The sequence below is a fragment of the Nocardia sp. NPDC052112 genome (genome assembly GCF_040680135.1).
Lineage (GTDB): Bacteria > Actinomycetota > Actinomycetes > Mycobacteriales > Mycobacteriaceae > Nocardia.
Window position 1 is genome coordinate 478,588 of sequence record NZ_JBFAWD010000004.1, and the last position, 18,632, is coordinate 497,219.

The following is an 18,632-nucleotide window of genomic DNA, read 5'->3' on the forward strand; positions in this document are numbered from 1 at the left end:
CCGCGACCGTTCGCGGCCCGATTCCGAATCCCGCACAGTCGCAGCGCTCGGGCCGATGCGCTCACCCGTCTCGGGTTCCGCCGCCTCCGGCGGGGGCTCGCGCCACAGTGGGGTGGTGGTGCCGGGATCGCGTTCGACCGCCGCGATGCCGTCTTCGCGCGCGATCAGCCCCCAGCGACTCGACGTCAGCCGCAGGCTCGGCAGATCGCTGAGCGAGAGGACCACCTCATAGGTCCGCTCATATCCGGTATGCGCGATGCGCCATTGACCATCGGTGCAGCGGACGTAGCGATCGGTATAGAACGCCGCGCCGCGCAACAGCATGTTGTGCGCCGGTATCAGCACGGTATCGGCGAGATACCAAGTGCCGGTGGCCGTGTCTCCCTCGACATCGATCTCCGGATGGTCGCATCTGTGCTCGGTGATGACATGCGGTCCGAGCGTGTTGCGCATGAACGCCAGGAATGCGTCCCGCGACTCGAACTGCAGGTATTCGCTGTAGGTGGCGGTCGCCTCCGGGATCATGGTGTCCGCGAATTCATCCCACGACTTGGTGTCGAGGGTGCGCAGATACCTGAACTTCAGGCGACTGATCGCCGACACAGCATCCCGGTCCATATCTCAACAATCCCATTCGAAGTCGCCGCGCTACGGAGATTGGGAGATTTGTATCAGATTGCTATCACTTCGAGCCGAAACCAGCGGTCAACCGTGCGGGTCAGTTCCCGATAGTGAAGCAGGTGTTGCAGAAGTCGCTGCCGAATTCGGTCAGCCGCAGACTCTTGCGCACGATCTTGGGCGCGCGTCCGGCCTTCTTCAGCGCGGCCTCGACCACCGGCTGCACCTCGAGCACCATGTACCGGCTGAGCACCACCGGATCATCGGAAACCTGGGTCAGGCCGAGGCGGTTGAGGTTGATCAGATAGGTGCGCGCGCGGTCCGGATAACGGACACCGGCCTGTTCCGGAACCGAAGTGAGATCACCGGTCACCAATTCCGAGCCGATGCCGAGCGGCCGATTGGTACGCACATCGACCGACGGCTGCGGACCGTTCAATGCCATGAACCGAAGAATGCGTGCCTCGTCCGGAGCCAACTCGTCGAGGATCCGGTCGTAGGCGGGGTGCACGTCCTCGGTGAAGTAGACATCGGCCGACCGGGCGAGCAGCGCATCGCCGCGGCGGCGCAACTCCTCACTACTGGCCGAGCGCATCGGCGCGCCGATGCCGATCGGTGCCTGCTGCGGCGCACTCCCGTTGGAAGTCGGTACGTAGCTGACGATTTCGCGAACCGAGCCCTCCGTGACGCCGAGCGCGCTGCGCGCGATGGAGCGCAACGCATTACCGGTGCGTTCGGCGATATCCGCCGACGACTCACCGTCGAGCGCGGCCTGGGTGATCTCCTTGGTCACCTCATAGGTCGTCTCGACGGCCCACTGACTGCCGCGCACCACGGTGCCCGCCGCCAGCCCCGCCGCTCGGAACACACCGCGAATCAGCCGCGCCTCATTGCTGATCTGCCGCTGTTCGACATCCGAGCGCTCCACCGAGCGGGAACCGGCCCTGGCCATGTCCTGTCCGGTCCTGTCGTCTGTCACGTTCTACTCCGATGTATTGCCAAGTGAACGAATACGCCCACAGATTATTGCCCGCCAGCCTTCCAGGTATGCCGTACCGCGAGCGGACTGGCCCGGCAAAACACGCCGACCCCTGCCATCGGACGCGCGATGGTCGACATTGTCTCCGGCGCTTGTTGACAGTACGACATTCTGGACACACAGTGTGACTGATGTCTCAGACAATCTGCTGTGGCCCCGGACACTCGCGGTGGACCGGCTTCTCGACCTCACAGTAGGGTCCGTCTGCCGACTGGGTGCTAGTTTGGGTTGCCGGTGAGGCGGCGGTCACCGGTATATCGGCAGGAGGGTGTCGTGTTGGAGAGTGTTTTCGGGGTGCATCCGACGGTCCTCCTGGAATTAGTGACTATCCCCCTTTTCACTGGCATCATCGGCTACATCACCAACTGGACCGGCATCCTGATGTTGTTCAAGCCGGTCGCCTTCCACGGTATTCGTTTACCCGGATTGCGTGCGCTGTTTCCCTTCTTGCCCAAGCGAATTCAGGTGCTGCCGCTGCTGAGCTACGACGGGCGAATGGGCTGGCAGGGCATCGTGCCCTCACGTGCGGACAAAATGGCGAGCATCGCGGTCGACAAGGGGCTGGCGAAACTCGGTAGCGTCGCCGACTTCTATCGCGAACTGGAACCGGACAAGCTTGCCGAACATCTCGCCACTATCGCCGACGCGCAGATCAAAGACATCGTCGAAGAAATCCTGCGCCGCGAACATCCGCAACTCTGGTACAACCTGCCGATCGGTGTACGCGAGATGATTCACGCGCGGGTCCGCCAGCAGTTGCCCGATATTCTGCGCGAGCTGACCGAGGAATTGGGCGCCAATATCGATCAACTGCTGGACGTCAAGCAGATGGTCATCCGCTATTTCCAGGCGCGTCCGCATCTGCTCAACACCCTTTTCCAGGTGCTCGGCGCCAAGGAACTGCGCTTCATGCAGAACTTCGGCTTCTACTTCGGCGCGCCGATGGGTGTGGTGCTGGTCGCCGTGCTGCATCTGACCGGCTGGTCGTCGCTGGTGGTGCTGCCGATCGGCGGCGTCGTCATCGGCTGGGTGGTCAACTGGATCGGCCTGAATATGATCTTCGCGCCCGCGTACCCGAAGTGGTGGTGCCCGTGGCGGCAGGGCCTGCTGATCAAGCGGCAGCTCGAAATCACCGACGGCTACGCGGAATTGGTCTCCAGCCAGGTGATGACCGTCGCCAATATCGGTGACGAGCTGCTGAACGGTCCACGCTCGGACCGGACCATGCAGATGCTCGAGGACACGCTGCGCCCCGCCGCGGACCGAGCGCTCGGCCCGGCGCGACCGGCGGTGAAGTTCATGCTCGGCAGCCGGGAGTACGACTCGCTGCAGTCGACATTGACCACCGAGGCGATGTCGATCGCGCCGATCGCGTTCGCGGATCCGGACTTCAACGTCCAGCAGGGCAGGCAAATCAACGACTACATCGCCAAACAGATGTCGGCGCTATCGCCCCCCGACTTCGTGGATATGCTGCGTTCGGCCATCAAACAGGACGAATGGCTCCTTTTTCTCCATGGCGGCGTGTTGGGTCTCTTCGCCGGATACGCTCACATCCTGATCTTCGGAACGGGAGTGGCGACAACATGGCTATGACGGAAGCTGGCGACGACGATCTGCGGGCCGCCGGGCAGAGCTCCGAGCACGCGGACCAGTCCGAGGTGGCCGACACCGCAACAACTTCCGAATCATCCGACGGGCAATCGACCGAAATCGCGCGGCTGCCTGTCGGCGAGGTCGAAGCGGCCGCGTCGAAGCGGGAGCCCGGCTCGGTACGCAAGACCGTTCGGGCGACCACCGGGGTCGCTCGAGTCGCGGTGAGCGCGGCGGCCGGGGTGACCGCGTGGAGCATCGATACCGCGCTCGGCGTCGGGGCGACCGTGGTCCGCGGCAGTATCGCCGGAAATCCGCCACGTGCGGTGCTGGCCGAGGCGGAGGCGGAGGTTCGGGACGCGGTGCGGCGCGCGTTGCGGCTGCCCGCCACGCCCGAACAGCCCACGACCGACGCCGTTCCCACACTGCGTGAACAGGGCGCCGCGCTGCTGCGGCTGTCGGCGAGTACGCAGGGCGAGCACCATGAAACCCACCCCGCCTTCGCGCGCATGCTCGAGGAGTTGACCCCCGATGAGGCGCGCATCCTGCGCTTCCTGCACCTCGACGGCCCGCAGCCCTCGATCGATATCCGCGCCGGACGCCCGCGCGCCCTCGGTGTCGAGCGAATCCTCACCGGGCTCAACCTGATCGGCGAGCACGCGGGCCTGCGGTTCCCCAACCGCATCCAGCAATATCTGCCCAACCTGCGCCGCCTCGGCCTAATCGAATTCGTCAAGGAACCGGTGGGCAACCCGAACCGCTACCAACTCCTCGAAGCCCAATCCCCCGTCCGAGAAGTATTGAAGCGCTCTGGTTTCGGCACCAAGGTCTACTACCGCAGCATCGCACTCACCGGCTTCGGCGCGGACTTCGTCCAAACCTGCCTGCCGGTTGTCGTCCAGGACGGGCGCGTCTCCGGCACCAGCTAGATCGGCGCTGCTCGAATCAGGCGCCGTCGGCCAGTTCCAACCAGCGCTCCTCGGCGGACTCCTTTTCGGCCAGGACCTGTTTGAGCTCGCTGCCGAGGGTGATGAGCTTGTCCGGATCGGTGGCGGCGTCGGCCAGTGCGGTGTGGAGGCGTTGTTCGCGTTCGGTGAGTTTATCGATGGTGCGCTCCAATTTGGCCAGTTCCTTGCGGGCGGCGCGGTAGGTGGCGGAATCGGTCGCGGGGGTTTCGGCGGGCTTGGGCTCGGCCGATCGCGTGGTGGCGGAGCTCGATGCGGCGCGCTTCTTCAAGTATTCGTCGATGCCGCCGGGCAGGTTGGTGAGCTTTCCGTCGCCGAACAGGGCCCAGGTGGAGTCGCAGATGCGCTCGATCAGATAGCGGTCGTGGCTGATCACGACCAGGGTGCCCGCCCAGTTGTCGAGCAGGTCTTCCAGTTGCTGCAGGGTGTCGATGTCCAGGTCGTTGGTCGGCTCGTCCAGAAGCAGGACATTCGGTTCGGACATCAGGATGCGGGTCAATTGCAGCCTGCGGCGCTCGCCACCGGATAGGTCGCCGACCGGGGTGCGCTGCCGGGCCGGGGTAAAGCCGAGGCGTTCGGCCAGCTGACCGGCGGAGATTTCCTTATCCCCCAGCGTGATTCGCTGCGCGATCTGCTGTACCGCTTCCAGCACCCGCAGCTCGGTCGGCAGGTCGTCGAGTTCCTGTCGCAGCCAACCGATCTGGACTGTCTGTCCCTGAATGCGTTTGCCTGCAGCGGGTTCGACGGCACCGGCCAGCGTGCGTAGTAGCGTCGTCTTACCGGAGCCGTTCACGCCGACCAGGCCGACTCGCTCTCCCGGCGCCAGGCGCCAGGTCGAATCGCGCACCAACTCTCGGCCGTCCGGGGTGGTGAGGGTGGCATCCTCCAGCTCGATGACGATGCGGCCCAGGCGCTTTCGCGCGAATGCGGCCAGTGCGACGCTATCGCGCGGCGGCGGCACATCGGCGATCAGCGCCTCGGCCGCCTCCACCCGGTAGCGCGGTTTGGAGGTGCGGGCTTTCGCACCGCGCCGCAACCAGGCCAACTCCTTGCGCGCCAGATTCGCGCGCCTGGCCTCGGCGGCGTCGGCCTGCCGCGCCCGCTCGGCACGCGCGAAAATCCAATCGCCGTAACCACCTTCGTAGCTCTCGACCTTGCCGCCGACGACCTCCCAGGTGTCGGTGGCCACGGTGTCGAGGAACCAGCGATCGTGGGTCACGACCACCAGGGCGCTGCGGCGCTCGAGCAGATGCCGGGCCAGCCACTGCACGCCCTCGACATCGAGATGGTTGGTCGGCTCGTCGAGAACGAGCAGGTCGAGGTCGCGAACCAGCGCAGCGGCCAGTGCGACGCGGCGACGCTCGCCACCGGAGAGATTGTCGACGGAGGTATCCAGACCGAGGCCCTCGATGCCGATACCCGCCATCACCGAACGGATGCGCGGATCCGAGGCCCATTCATGTTCGGCCACCTCATCCGTCATCGCATCATCGGCCAGTCCGGCCAGCACCACGGATCCGACGGTCGCGCCCGCGGGCAGCACCCCACGCTGGGTCACCACCGCCATGCGCAGCCCGCCGACCCGGCTCACCCGGCCACTGTCGGGCGACTCGAGCCCGGTCAGCACCTCCAACAGGGTGGTCTTGCCGCCGCCGTTCAGGCCGACGACACCGATCCGCTCGCCCGCGTGAATACCGAGCGAAACGTTGTCCAGGAGCGGTTTGATTCCGAAGCTCTTGGAGACCTGTTCGAGATTGATCAGGTTGGACATGGATCCTTCCGAGTCATGCGCCGGGCGTGTGCTCTCCCCGCGCAAGCGTACCGAGCACCGCGAACGCGCCGCCGCCCCACCGAACGCCCGCGCGGTGCCGCCGTCCGGGCACACCACGCCGCGCTCGTTCTCCTCGTCGCGGCTGACCTACCCGGAACGCTCCTGACCACCGCAGTCGCCCGCCGCGGTGTACTGCTCGGCGAACCGCGGCGCGACCGGATCCGCCGTTGGAGTTCGCGTGGACACGCCACTTATCGCAGTTCCGCACCACATGGGGCGTGCGCACTCGTGGGAATCGTCGTGAACCTCGCCAGGCCGGGTCCCCGACCAGCGAACCGACGACCCCGGCGACTTGCGCGACGAACGGCGTTCGTTTAGAGTCGTCTCAGCGAACAGTGTTCGTTACGAACAATGTTAGCGATGGCGCTCCTGGGTATAGCCGCAGAATAGGAGCCCCACCTCGAGGTCGAGGTGCGTAGGGCGGCACGGTTCAACTACGCCTTATCTGGAGGTTCCTCATGCACGTCGGACTTGGTCTGCCCATTTCCGATCCCGCCGCCCTGCTCGACTGGGCCCGCCGCGCCGATGCGGGTCCGTTCTCCACCCTCGGTCTGCTCGACCGGCTCGTCTACGACAATCCCGAACCATTGGTCGCGCTCGGCATGATCGCGGGCGCCACCAGCCGCATCAAGGTGCAGACCGAGGTGCTCATCGCGCCGCTGCGCGAGCCGACACTGCTCGCCAAGCAGGCCGCCACCCTCGATCGCATATCCGGTGGCCGCTTCGTGCTCGGCCTCGGCGTCGGCGGTCGCGAAGATGATCACATCGCCTCCGGCACCGACCTGCGCTCCCGCGGCCGCCGCCTGGACGAACAACTCGAGATCATGCGCCGCCTGTGGTCGGGCCGGCCGTACGGCACCGACTGTGGGCCGATCGGTCCGGCGCCGCTGCGTCCCGAGGGACCCGAACTACTCTTCGGCGGCTTCCAGCCGGCCGCCATCGATCGTGTCGGCCGTTGGGGCGGTGGCTTTCTCGCCGCCGCCGCACCATCGTGGGCCGGCGGCCTCTTCGACACCGCCCGCCGTTCGTGGCAGGAACACGGACGCGACGGTGCGCCCCGCTTTGTCGCCCAGGTCAATGTCGCGCTCGGCGCGCCCGACCTCATCGTCGACGCCCGCACCTCGATGGGCGCCTACTACGAATTCAGCGGTCGTGCCGACTTCATGCTCGCCGGAATGCTTACCACGCCCACCGAGATCCGCACGGCCATAAGCCAATTCGAGGATCTCGGCGCGGACGAGGTCATGCTCTACTGCTACGGCCGCGACGCCGACCAGGTAGACCGCCTCGCCGACGTCATCGCCTGACGACGAAACGTCAGCGCTTGCCGAGCGTGTCGCTGTTGATGACCCGAGCACCGGGCACCGGCCCGCTCGCGGTGCGCACACTGCGGCACACACCCGCACCCGCGAGCTCGGCCGCGACCGCCACCGCACCATCCTCGCTGTCACAGAGGAATGCGCAGGTCGGGCCGGAACCGGAGACCAGCCCGGCAAGCGCACCGGCACCGACGCCAGCGCGCAAGGTCCGCCGCAACTCGGGCTTCAGCGACAGCGTGGCCGCCTGCAGATCGTTACCCAGCAGGGGCGCAAGCTGTTTCGGGTCTCCGGAGGCCAGTGCCTGCATGAGCTCCTGCGGCTCGCCGAGTCGAGGTGGGGTGCCGATTTCGCGTAGTCGGTCGAGTTCGGCGAAGACGGCGGGGGTGGACAACCCCCCCTTGGCGAGCGCGAGTACCCAGTGAAAGGTATTGCGGGACAAAACCGGAAGCAGCCGCTCGCCGCGACCGGTGCCGAGCGCCGTGCCGCCGTGCAGCGCGAACGGCACATCGCTGCCGAGTTCGGCCGCGACCGCGAATAATTCGTCGCGGCTCAGCCCGACATCCCAGAGCGCGTTCAGGCCCACCAGCGCCGCGGCGGCATCCGCGCTGCCGCCGGCCATCCCACCGGCCACCGGAATGCCCTTGTTGATGGCGATTTCCACCAGCGGGGCGCGGCCGGCCAGATGTGCGATGCGCACGGCGGCCTTCCACACCAGATTGGTCCGATCGGTCGGCACATCGTCGGCACCCTCGCCGCTGACCCGCACGGTCAGCGAAGCGGCGGGCGCGAGTTCCAGATCATCGCTGAGCGATAGGGCTTGGAACACCGTGGTCAGCTCGTGATAGCCGTCCGCGCGCACGTCGCCGACGCCTAGGTGGAGGTTCACCTTGGACGGTGCGCGCACGATGACGGGACTTGGCACAACTGACAACACGGTGCTCAAGCCTATCCGGTGGGTACGACAGGTGCTCAGCTCGAGATGAGACATTCACCGCCCCTGTGTCGGACGGTTACAACAGGGCCCCACCGGTGGCATCGATCCACTGACCGGTGACCCACCGGGAATCGTCGGAGGCGAGGAATGCGGTGATATCCGCGATATCACCGGGCTGGCCGACGCGATTCAACGGCGACCAGCCGGCCACCAATGCCACGGTTAGTCGACCGAACCCCGGAACGACAGTGCAACTCACCCTTGCGCTATATACCCTCCATGGGTATGTTCATTTGTGTTGGGGATACCCCCACACCGTATGATCGAATGTGAGCGAAGGAGTCGGAGATGGCCACTAGCACCTACACCGTCACGGGGATGACCTGCGGACACTGCGTCAACTCGGTCAAGACGGAGATCGGCAGGATCGATGGCGTGACCAGTGTGGACGTCGACCTCGCCAGCGGTGCGGTCCGGGTGGACAGCACCGCACCGCTCGCCGACGCCGATATCGTCGCCGCCGTGGACGAGGCGGGGTACGAGGTCACCGCCTGATACCGGCCCGGCCGAGATTCGCCGCGGTCGGCGGCGATCTCGGCGCGCCGTTCGGTGTCGCGCACGGTCCCGGTGTCCCACCGGGCGCTCCGACCGGGTCGACACCGGACCACGGCGCGTAGGCACATCAGGTTGTCTTGTGTGCCAATGACCTTGCCTACCTGCACATCGATCCGCGGGGCGAGATCGGTCGCACGCCAGCGGGTCCGAGGGTCGGCCGCCGTGCCCACACCCCGAGTGCGGGCGCATTTCGGCGGTATCTAGACTTCTCCCACGGTGGTGTCGCGCGTACCGCCTAGTTCACCGCGCGCGTCGAATTATCCACAGCGCCATCCACATCCGGTGGCGGACACCATTCGGGTGGTGGTCCCCCTGCACCGCATGCGCGGACCAGCGCCTGCCCGAGTCGGCATTCGCCGCGATGACCTGCACTTTCAGTGCGGCTCGCAGCGGGCGACGGCAGGCGCGAGTCGATCTTCGCGGCACCTGTCGCCGGTTTCGCGGCCAACAAGGCAAAAGTTGGTTATCCACAATCTGTTTCGCCGCGGCGACACCTCAGCAAGCCAAGCGTGTGGATAACGCGGTGCGCGATCCCGCCGGGGCAACCGCAGCGGACAGGTACCGACCGCATAGCCGGTCCGTCCTTTGCACCAGCAGATCACTTTCACCCGCAAAGAGATACGCGCGGGTTGAACCGTCGGAGCGGCCAGGGGCTCACACCTGGGCGGCGAGGCGGACGAAGGCCGCGGTGTCCAGGGTTTCGCCGCGGGCGGTCGGGTCGATACCGGCGGCGACCAAGCGGCGTTCGGCCTCGGCCGGTGAACCCGCCCAACTGCCCAAGGCGGCGCGGAGGGTTTTGCGGCGCTGGGCGAAGGCGGCGTCGACGACCTCGAAAACGCGGCGGCGGTGTGCCTCGTCCATCGGCCACGGCGCTTGGGCATAGCGCTCGATGCGGACCAGGCCGGAGTCCACCCGTGGCACCGGCCAGAACACCTGGGTGCCCACCGCACCCGCGCGGCGCACGGTGCCGAAGAAGCCCGCCTTGACGCTCGGGACGCCGTAGATGCGACTGCCGGGCTCGGCGGCGAGGCGGTCGGCCACCTCGGCCTGCACCATCACCAATGAGGTTGTGATGCTGGGCAATTCGGCGAGCAGGTGCAGCAGCACCGGCACCGCGACGTTATAGGGGAGATTCGCCACCAGTGCCGACGGTGCCGTGGACAGGCGGTCCGCACGGACCCGCAGCGCATCGGCTTCCACGACGGTCAACTGCCCGGCCAGTTCCGGCGCGCGATCCGCGACGGTCACCGGAAGGTGTTTCGCCAGTACGGGATCGATCTCGACGGCGATGACCGAATCCACCACATCGAGCAGCGCCAATGTCAACGAACCCAGCCCCGGGCCGACTTCGAGCACGGTATCCCCACGCCCTACCCCGGCCGCCGCGACAATCCGGCGCACCGTATTGGCGTCGTGCACGAAGTTCTGTCCGAGCTGCTTGGTCGGCCGTACGCCGAGTCGCTCGGCCAGCGCCCGCACCTCGGCGGGCCCGAGCAGCGCAGCACTCCCACGAGCGGAAATATCGGGTTCGGACACGTCGGACAACGTATCAACCCCGCCCAAGACCGAGCGGCGCAGGCGCTGCGGTCGGCTCGGGGATCAGCCGATGCCCAGGCGACTGGTGCAGGCGGGCCAGGCGCCCCAACCCTGGCGAGCGCGGGTGACCTCGGCGATGGCGATCTGTTCTTCGCGGGTGGCCAGGTCGGCGCGCGGGGCGTACTTGAGACCCCCCTGGCGTTCCCAGGTGCTCTGGTCGAATTGGATGCCGCCGAAGTAGCCGTTGCCGGTATTGATGGCCCAGTTACCGGTGGATTCACAGCGGGCCAGTGCATCCCAGATATCGCCGTCACGCACCGGCGGCACCTCGGTGCCGGGCTTGGCGCCCTTGCGGACGGTCTTGGGCTGAGCCGTCACCTTCACATTGGAGGCGATCGGCCGCCGACTGACTTCTTGGCCGTTGACCATGGTGACCGCGAACGTCACGTCCTGCACACCGGGCGCACCCTGGCTCTCCACCACGGTCCGGCTCATATTCAAGGTCGGATCCTCGATCACATTCTCCGGCGGATCCAGCGGCACCGTCTCGACCTTGTTCTCGACCCGCTGGCGGGTCACCACGATCCGCAACCCGTCGGTGAGCGGCGTGGTCGGCGCGGGCTCGACGGTGTCCTCCTCGATCAGCGGAATGCCCGCGACAGCGAGGAATTCACCGACGGTCGGCGCGGCCAGTCGAACATCCACCGGATTGCCGATGCCGTCGAGCAGCGATACCGAACGCGGGCTGACGACCTGCAGCGCGGCGCCGGCCAGTGGCAACTTCTCATTGCGGGCCGGGGAAACGAACACCTCGCGGGGCAGGTGCAGTTGGTCGACCACATCGCCCGCGGTCAGACCGGTCGACCACACCTTCTCGGCCTTGCCGTCCAGCGATACCGCGACCTCGCGCGCCCGGTTGTAGGTGATGGTCGCGCCATCGGTAATCGTCGCGGCCAGCGCGGGCCGGACCAGGTCGCGGTCGTTCACATCGAAACCCGCGGCCTTCAACACGCCGCCGACGTTGGGCGACATGGTGGACTGCGTCATCCGTTCGCCGTCCACGACGACCGTGACCGTCTTGCGGTTCACGATCGCCATCGCGGCACCGACGATCAGCGTCACCAGCAGCGCCGCGACCGCCGCATACAGCAGCGGCGAGCGGGACTGGTTGATCCTCGTGAATGGAGACATGGTCACAGTACGATAACGAAGGGGTCAGAGGTCGACAACCGCGGCGTTACAAGCGGCGGATATCAATATCACAAACCGATATCGACCCCGCAGGTAAATCACAAAACGTACCGACCGAAGTGACCTAGAACACATGCGCCGATCCAGCCCCCTTGCGCATCGACGAAGCCTTCGAATGTCGGCGATAGAACAAGATCGCAGAAACCGTTCTGGAGCAATGCCGCAAGAACTCCCACTCGGCCTTGAACAGAAATGCGATCGATTCAGATGCCGTAAATGCGGCAGGCGTTCGCGGTGGTTATCTTCGCGAGCGCCGACGGATCCTGTTCGCGCAACTCAGCCAGGGCACGCACGGTGTACGGCAGGCAATACGGTTCATTGGGCGCACCGCGGAACGGATGCGGAGTCAGATACGGCGCGTCGGTCTCCACGAGAATCTGGTCATCGGGCACCACCTTGGCGGCCTCGCGCAATTCATGTGCGTTCTTGAAACTCACCGTGCCGGAGAAGCTGAGGATGTATCCCTGCGCCACACAGGCCATCGCCATATTGGTGTCGGAGGAAAAGCAATGGAAGATCACGGTTTCCGGAGCGCCCTCGTCCAGCAAAACCGTCAGCAGATCGTGGTCGGCCTCGCGGTTGTGGATCATCAGCGGTTTGCGCAGCCGCTTGGCCAGGTCGATATGCCAGCGGAATCCCTCGACCTGATCCTCGATATCGGCACAGCCCTCGAGCTTGCCCGGCCAGTAGTAGTCGAGTCCGGTTTCGCCGATCGCGACAACGCGCGGATCGGCGGCCAACCGCTCCAGTTCGGCCTTGGTCGCGTCGTCCAGCGCATTCGCCCGCGTCGGATGCAGCGCCACGGCGGCGAACACCCGTCGATCCCAGTTCGCGGCCTGTACGGCCCACTGCGCCGCGGTCAGATCGTCGGCGACGGTGACCACCCGACCGACCCCGACCGAGGCCGCACGGTCCACGATCACCGCCGTCGACTCGGCATCGGTCGCCCCGCAGGCATCCAGATGTGTGTGCGCGTCCACCAGCGGCGTGAGCGGTTCCGGCAGCTCCGGCGCGGGCCGTTTCGCACTCATCGGCGAACTCCGGCACACCGGAACACGGTCGCGGCACCGTGTCCGTCGCCTCGGGGGATATTCACGTGAGCGTCGGAATCCACGCGCATTACAGTAGACACACCATGAGCGAGCGAAGCGAGCGAATCGACAACACGGGCGCCTCGCGCATGACGGAGCTGAGCGCCAGCGAGGCGGAGTCATGAGCGAAGCCGACCGCCCCGCCTTCTACATCACAACGGCCATCGCATACCCGAACGGTGCGCCGCACATCGGGCACGCGTACGAGTACATCTCGGCCGACGCCCTCGCCCGCTTCAAGCGGCTCGACGGTTATGACGTCTTCTTCATGACCGGCACCGATGAGCACGGGCAGAAGATGCAGCAGACCGCGGCCGCCGAGGGTGTGCCGGTGGAGGAGCTCGCCGCGCGCAACTCGGATGTGTTCGAGGCGATGGACAAGACGCTCGACATCTCCTTCGACCGCTTCATCCGCACCACCGACGACGACCACCAGGTAGCCAGCGCCGCGATCTGGGAGCGGATGCTCGCCAACGGCGATATCTACCTGGACAACTATTCGGGTTGGTATTCGGTGCGCGACGAGGCCTTCTACACCGAGGAAGAAACGACGCTGCTGGCGGACGGCACCCGGATCTCGATCGAATCGAAGACGCCGGTCACCTGGACCGAGGAGTCGAACTACTTCTTCCGGCTGTCGAACTACCAGGACAAGCTGCTCGCGTTCTACGACGAACAGCCCGAGTTCATCGCGCCCGCAACGGCTCGCAACGAGATGGTGAACTATGTGAAGGCGGGTCTGAAGGACCTGTCCATTTCGCGTACCACCTTCGACTGGGGCGTGCCGGTGCCCGGCCATCCCGATCACGTGATGTACGTATGGGTGGACGCGCTCACCAACTACATCACCGGCGTCGGTTTCCCGGATACGGAATCCGTTGCGTTCCAGCGCTTCTGGCCCGCCGATGTGCACATCATCGGTAAGGACATCACCCGGTTCCATACCGTGTACTGGCCCGCGTTCCTGATGTCGGCCGGGATCGAATTGCCGAAACGCGTTTTCGTGCACGGGTTCCTGTACAACAAGGGCGAGAAGATGTCCAAGTCGGTCGGCAATGTGGTCGACCCGCTCGCGCTGGTCGACGAATACGGGGTCGACGCGGTGCGCTTCTTCCTGCTGCGCGAGATCTCCTACGGTCAGGACGGCAGCTACAGCCACGAGGCGATCGTCGGGCGGATCAATACCGATCTGGCCAACGAATTCGGAAATCTGGTGCAGCGCAGCCTGAAGCTGGTCGCGCGTGACTGCGGTGCGGTGGTGCCGACGCCAGGCGAATTCACCGAGGCCGATCGCGCACTGCTCGAACGCGCCAACGGTCTACTGGAGCGCTGCCGCACCGAATTCGATGCCCAGCAAATGCATTTGGCGCTGGAGGCGATCTGGCTGACGCTCGGCGAGGCCAATCGCTACTTCTCCGCGGAGGCGCCGTGGGCGCTGGCCAAGACCGGCACCGAGGAGTCGCTGGCTCGCGAGGCGACGGTGCTGTACGTGACCATCGAACTGCTGCGCATCGTCGCGATTCTGGTGCAGCCGGTCATGCCGGAATCGGCGGGCAAGATCCTGGATCTGCTTGCCCAGCAGAACCGCTCGTTCACCGATATCGCGACCCCCCTGGTTCCCGGAACCGCACTGCCGGAGCCGGAGGCGGTGTACCCGCGCTACGTGGAGCCGAAGAAGTAATCGGCAGGAGACGTACGTCGCACCCGGGAGTCCCCGTCGGTTACCGCATCCGGGATAACAAGACGCGCCGCTACCGGGGCGACCATTACGAGCTGTTGACCGAGCGCAATGGCGCCGACTACGTGAAGATCGCCGCCCTACTGACGCGCTACCGCTCGATGTGGCGGTAGCGCGTCCGTCTGTTCGACCAGCCCGCTGGAGCCGGGCTACTTCCAGCGATTCAGCAGCCTGTTGGCTTCCTCGGTCAGGGCCCACTGCAGCAACGGGCCGAAGGTGATGCGGGCGACGCCCTGGTCGGCCAGCACCGCCTTATCGGATGCGCCGGGCTGCGCGACAGCGCTGATCGGCCGCGGCAATTCACTGGTGAGACGGCGCATATCTGCGTCGGAATGCTGTCCGGCCGGGAACAGCGAGTCGGCACCCGCCGCCGCGGCCAACTTCAGCCGCTCGATGGCGCGGTCGACGCGATCACTGTCGTCACCGTCCTTGCGCATGAACAGGTCGGTGCGGGCATTGACGACCACGTGCACACCCGCGGCATCGGCGAACTGACGCAGACCGTGCACAAGATCGGCGTGCTCTTGGGCGCCGCGCAACCGGCCGCCCTCACTGTGCACCGTGTCCTCGATATTGAGGCCGATCGCGCCCGCATCCAGCAGCCCCTCGATCAGCTGCGCGGGCTCGAGCCCGTAGCCGGATTCGATATCGACGGAGACCGGAACATCGACCGCACCGGTGATCTGCCGGACACGCGTCAACAGTTCCGCGAATGTCATCCCCTCACTGTCGCTGCGCCCGACCGAATCGGCGACCGGATGACTCCCCAGGGTCAGCGCCGAAAAACCCGCCGCGACAGCGATATTCGCCGACCACGCATCCCACACCGTCGGAAATACCCCGGGATCGCCCGGGACATGCAATTCGAGAAACGCCTTCGCCTTGCTTTCCAAAGAGGTCATGACACCGATCATCGTCGCGCCCGTGATCGATAGCACTATGACACTCCCCATGCGGCCGCACGGGAGTGTCGGCGATGGCGAGTTGCGCTAGGAACTGTCCCCGCCATTGCGGCGCGCGATCAGGACCGCGTCGTACAGTTCGCGGCGGGAAACGCCGGACTCGGCGGCCACCTGGGCGCACGCGTCCTTGAGGCGAATACCTTCGGCGGTCAGCGATTCGACCTCGTCGACCAGATCGGCGGGATCGGCCGCGACGGGTCGGGCGCCTTCGAGGACGACGGTGATCTCACCGCGCGCCCCATCGACCGCCCAGGCGGCGAGTTCGCCGAGATTGCCGCGCACGACCTCCTCGTAGGTCTTGGTCAATTCTCGGCAGACCGCGGCCCGCCGGTCCGGACCGAGCACCTCGACCGCATCGGCGAGACAGTCGGCCAGCCGGTGCGGCGCCTCGAAGAATACGCAGGCGCGCGGCTCGGTAAGCAAGGTGCGCAACCATTCTCGACGCTGGCCGGATTTGCGCGGCGCGAATCCGTCGAAGCAGAAGCGTTCCACCGGGAGCGCGGACAGCGCCAGGGCGGTGGTCACCGCCGACGGTCCCGGCAGGCAGGTGACCGGCAGCTCACGCTCGACACAGGCCACCACCATGCGATAGCCCGGATCGCTCACCGAGGGCATACCGGCATCGGTCACCAGCAGCACCGTGGCGCCGCCGTCGATCTCATCGAGCAGTGCCGGAATCTTCGCGGACTCGACGTGATCGTCGAACCGAAGGACCCGCCCGGTGATCTCGACGTCCAGGGCCTTGGCGAGGGCGCGGGTGCGCCGGGTGTCCTCGGCCGCGACGATATCGGCGGATCCGAGTGCCTCGCGTAGCCGCTGTGACGCATCACCGATCTCACCCATCGGCGTCGCCGCGAGCACCAACCGACCCACCTGGTCTGCCACCGCGCTCCTGTTCCCTCGACCACATCGTCCTATTTCCCAACGCAGCGTATCGGCACATGGTGTATGGACCATGCGTCGGATTGTCACCGCCATACCTGTTACGACACTTCGCACGCCGCGTGGTGCGGATCTCGACATCCGACCTCGCCGGTACTCCGGCGCCACAACGGACCACAGGCGAAACTCGCCGAAAGTCGGTGAACGCAGCTCAGGATGTGATTCCTACGGCGGCGCGGTCACCGGTGCGGGTCTCGGTGGCGCGCACAGCATACGATCGGGACGTGACCCAGGTGACCGACCAGCGCGCGACCGTTGCCGGGGCCGTGCCCTCTTGGTCGAGCCCCGCGCCCCTGCGGCCATCGCCCGACTTCGGGCCGCTCGACACGATGCAGGGGTGGGTGGTCACCGCGGTACTCACCGCGATCGCGGCGTTGACGCGGTTCATCATGCTGGACTATCCCACCGACGCCTACACCCCCGTCTTCGACGAGAAGCACTACGCGCCACAGGCCTGGCAGATTCTCACCGGCGGCGGCGTCGAGGACAATCCCGCCTACGGGCTGGTGGTGCATCCCCCGATCGGCAAACAGCTGATCGCGATGGGCGAGTGGATGTTCGGCTACAACGGCTGGGGTTGGCGATTCAGCGCGGCGCTGGCAGGCACGATCCTGGTGCTGCTGGTCATCCGGATCGTGCGCCGGATGGCGCGCTCCACCATGGTCGGCGCGATCGCGGGCATTTTGTTGATCGCCGACGGACTCACCTTCGTCTCCTCACGCATCGGCATGCTCGATATCTTCATGGCGGTGCTGGTCACCGCGGCGTTCGGCTGTCTGATCGTGGACCGCGACGAGGTCAGAGCCCGAATCGCCCAGGTGGACTACGAGGGGCGGATCGGCGCGAGCGAATGGGGTCCGCGACTAGGAGTGCGCTGGTGGCGCTTCGGCGCCGGGGTCCTGCTCGGACTGTCCTGCGGCACAAAGTGGTCCGGCATGTACTTCATCCTCGCGTTCGGGATCCTGAGCGTCTATTTCGATGTCTCGTCGCGGCGTGCCTACGGTGTGCGCCGGCCCTGGGTCGGCACGGCAGTGCGCGATGTCGGGCCCGCGCTGTATGCGCTGGTGCTGATTCCGCTCGGGATTTACCTGGCCAGCTATTGGGCCTGGTTCGCCAGTGAGGACGGAGTCTTCCGCTATGCGGTCGGCAACCAGGTCGGGCGGGATGGGCCGTGGTCGTTCCTGCCGAATGCGCTGCGCTCATTGTGGTACTACAGCGGCGAAACGCTGCGCTTCCACGAGGGTCTGACCAATTCGGCCGGTAACCATCACCCCTGGGAATCCAAGCCGTGGACCTGGCCGATGGGGCTGCGGCCGATGCTCTACTACTACGCCGACAGCGGTGTCACCGGCTGCGGCCAGACCCAGTGCGTGAAGGCCGTGATGCTGATCGGCACCCCGGCGATCTGGTGGATCGCCTTCCCGGTACTCGGCTGGATGCTGTGGCGCAGTGTGGTCCGTCGGGACTGGCGCTACGCGGCCGTGCTCACCGGATACGGTGCCGGACTCATTCCCTGGTTCTTCACCCTCGATCGGCAGATGTACTACTTCTACGCCGTACCGCTGGCGCCGTTCCTCGTGATGGGAATCGCACTGGTGTGCGGCGACATCCTCGGCCCGGCCCGATCGGTACGAATACCGCGAAGTCCGGCGGGCACCTATCTGCCCGCGGTGCCCAGTGAACGGCGCAGCCTCGGACTGCTCGCGGTCTGCATCTACCTCGGCCTGGTGATCGCCAATTTCATCTGGCTCTGGCCGATTCTGACCGCGCTGCCGATTACACCTGGCAACTGGCACGACCATCTGTGGCTGCCCAGTTGGCGCTGATCAAGGACTAACTCTCCAGAGCCGACCTGACGTACTGCAGGGCCGCCTCGTCATCGAGACCGAGCCGTCGAATGGTGGCGACATATTCGGTCGCGGCCCGACCCGCCAGATCCTTGGTCGGGTCACCCGAGGACGCGATGAAAGATCCTTGTCTGCCCCGGGTTTCGACCACCCCGTCGGCCTCGAGTTCCCGATAGGCCCGAGCGACCGTATTCGGGGCGAGCCCGAGTTGCGCGGCCAGTGCGCGCACCGTCGGGATCTTCGTACCCGCCGCCAATTCCCCCGAGCGCACCTGCGCGATAACACCGAGCCGGAGTTGCTCATAGGGCGGAATCGGTGAATCGTGGGTCACGGTAATGGTGAACATCGCAC

The 18,632-nt window shown here is 66.0% G+C and carries 16 protein-coding genes and 2 pseudogenes; 7 read left to right on the forward strand and 11 right to left on the reverse strand.

Annotation, left to right across the window (positions count from 1 at the left end; genetic code table 11):
- Nucleotides 1-162: 162 nt before the first annotated feature.
- Both AB0L58_RS10625 and AB0L58_RS10630 read right to left on the reverse strand, forming a co-directional pair.
- Nucleotides 163-618 (reverse strand): annotated as a pseudogene (locus AB0L58_RS10625) (nuclear transport factor 2 family protein); the annotation flags it as partial.
- A gap of 100 nt (nt 619-718) precedes the next feature.
- Nucleotides 719-1,597, reverse strand: coding sequence for an Abi-alpha family protein (locus tag AB0L58_RS10630; protein ID WP_364384343.1), 879 nt, complete (start codon nt 1,595-1,597; stop codon nt 719-721).
- A gap of 333 nt (nt 1,598-1,930) precedes the next feature.
- On the opposite strand from AB0L58_RS10630, the gene AB0L58_RS10635 reads away from it, so the two are divergent.
- Nucleotides 1,931-3,253, forward strand: coding sequence for a hypothetical protein (locus AB0L58_RS10635; RefSeq protein WP_364384346.1), 1,323 nt, complete (start codon nt 1,931-1,933; stop codon nt 3,251-3,253).
- Entirely contained in the window at nt 3,250-4,179 is a 930-nt protein-coding gene (locus AB0L58_RS10640; protein WP_364384349.1) for an Abi-alpha family protein, read from the forward strand. Before AB0L58_RS10635 ends, AB0L58_RS10640 begins: the two co-directional genes overlap by 4 nt.
- 16 nt (nt 4,180-4,195) lie before the next feature.
- Here AB0L58_RS10640 and AB0L58_RS10645 read toward each other — a convergent pair whose 3' ends face one another.
- On the reverse strand, nt 4,196-5,986 hold the full coding sequence (locus AB0L58_RS10645) for an ABC-F family ATP-binding cassette domain-containing protein (RefSeq protein WP_364384352.1): 1,791 nt from the start codon (nt 5,984-5,986) through the stop codon (nt 4,196-4,198).
- Here AB0L58_RS10645 and AB0L58_RS10650 point away from each other — a divergent pair.
- Both AB0L58_RS10650 and AB0L58_RS10655 read left to right on the forward strand, forming a co-directional pair.
- Nucleotides 5,985-6,152, forward strand: a complete 168-nt coding sequence (locus tag AB0L58_RS10650; protein ID WP_364384355.1) for a hypothetical protein — start codon at nt 5,985-5,987, stop codon at nt 6,150-6,152. The genes AB0L58_RS10645 and AB0L58_RS10650 overlap by 2 nt on opposite strands.
- Before the next feature lie 352 nt (nt 6,153-6,504).
- Nucleotides 6,505-7,353, forward strand: a complete 849-nt coding sequence (locus tag AB0L58_RS10655; RefSeq protein ID WP_364384358.1) for an LLM class flavin-dependent oxidoreductase — start codon at nt 6,505-6,507, stop codon at nt 7,351-7,353.
- Nucleotides 7,354-7,363: 10 nt separating this feature from the next.
- On the opposite strand, the gene AB0L58_RS10660 is transcribed toward AB0L58_RS10655, so the two are convergent.
- Together AB0L58_RS10660 and AB0L58_RS10665 are read right to left on the reverse strand one after the other, a co-directional pair.
- Nucleotides 7,364-8,299, reverse strand: a complete 936-nt coding sequence (locus AB0L58_RS10660; RefSeq protein WP_364384361.1) for a 4-(cytidine 5'-diphospho)-2-C-methyl-D-erythritol kinase — start codon at nt 8,297-8,299, stop codon at nt 7,364-7,366.
- A gap of 76 nt (nt 8,300-8,375) precedes the next feature.
- Nucleotides 8,376-8,510: pseudogene (locus AB0L58_RS10665) on the reverse strand (SDR family oxidoreductase); the annotation flags it as partial.
- A 137-nt stretch (nt 8,511-8,647) separates the two neighbouring features.
- On the opposite strand from AB0L58_RS10665, the gene AB0L58_RS10670 reads away from it, so the two are divergent.
- Entirely contained in the window at nt 8,648-8,854 is a 207-nt protein-coding gene (locus AB0L58_RS10670) for a copper ion binding protein (protein WP_364384364.1), read from the forward strand.
- A gap of 714 nt (nt 8,855-9,568) precedes the next feature.
- Here the strand turns inward: AB0L58_RS10670 and rsmA are convergent.
- The 3 genes from rsmA to AB0L58_RS10685 form a co-directional block, all read right to left on the reverse strand.
- Nucleotides 9,569-10,450, reverse strand: a complete 882-nt coding sequence (gene rsmA / locus AB0L58_RS10675; protein WP_364384367.1) for a 16S rRNA (adenine(1518)-N(6)/adenine(1519)-N(6))-dimethyltransferase RsmA — start codon at nt 10,448-10,450, stop codon at nt 9,569-9,571.
- A gap of 63 nt (nt 10,451-10,513) precedes the next feature.
- Complete coding sequence (locus AB0L58_RS10680; RefSeq protein WP_364384371.1) at nt 10,514-11,641, reverse strand: transglycosylase family protein; 1,128 nt, start codon at nt 11,639-11,641, stop codon at nt 10,514-10,516.
- A gap of 263 nt (nt 11,642-11,904) precedes the next feature.
- On the reverse strand, nt 11,905-12,732 hold the full coding sequence (locus AB0L58_RS10685) for a TatD family hydrolase (RefSeq protein ID WP_364384374.1): 828 nt from the start codon (nt 12,730-12,732) through the stop codon (nt 11,905-11,907).
- Between the two features lie 181 nt (nt 12,733-12,913).
- Here AB0L58_RS10685 and metG point away from each other — a divergent pair, with 181 nt between their 5' ends.
- Nucleotides 12,914-14,473, forward strand: a complete 1,560-nt coding sequence (gene metG, locus AB0L58_RS10690) for a methionine--tRNA ligase (RefSeq protein ID WP_364384377.1) — start codon at nt 12,914-12,916, stop codon at nt 14,471-14,473.
- Between the two features lie 206 nt (nt 14,474-14,679).
- On the opposite strand, the gene AB0L58_RS10695 is transcribed toward metG, so the two are convergent.
- Together AB0L58_RS10695 and rsmI are read right to left on the reverse strand one after the other, a co-directional pair.
- Nucleotides 14,680-15,432, reverse strand: coding sequence for an isocitrate lyase/phosphoenolpyruvate mutase family protein (locus AB0L58_RS10695; protein ID WP_364384380.1), 753 nt, complete (start codon nt 15,430-15,432; stop codon nt 14,680-14,682).
- Nucleotides 15,433-15,519: 87 nt separating this feature from the next.
- Nucleotides 15,520-16,377 carry a 16S rRNA (cytidine(1402)-2'-O)-methyltransferase gene (gene rsmI, locus AB0L58_RS10700; RefSeq protein ID WP_364384383.1) on the reverse strand — a complete coding sequence of 286 codons (858 nt, stop codon included), beginning with the start codon at nt 16,375-16,377 and terminating at the stop codon, nt 15,520-15,522.
- Nucleotides 16,378-16,658: 281 nt separating this feature from the next.
- Here rsmI and AB0L58_RS10705 point away from each other — a divergent pair, with 281 nt between their 5' ends.
- Nucleotides 16,659-18,260 (forward strand): phospholipid carrier-dependent glycosyltransferase, encoded by a 1,602-nt coding sequence (locus AB0L58_RS10705; protein WP_364384386.1) that lies wholly within the window; start codon nt 16,659-16,661, stop codon nt 18,258-18,260.
- A 7-nt stretch (nt 18,261-18,267) separates the two neighbouring features.
- Here the strand turns inward: AB0L58_RS10705 and AB0L58_RS10710 are convergent, their stop codons facing one another.
- Nucleotides 18,268-18,627, reverse strand: a complete 360-nt coding sequence (locus AB0L58_RS10710; RefSeq protein WP_364384389.1) for a GntR family transcriptional regulator — start codon at nt 18,625-18,627, stop codon at nt 18,268-18,270.
- Nucleotides 18,628-18,632: the final 5 nt, after the last annotated feature.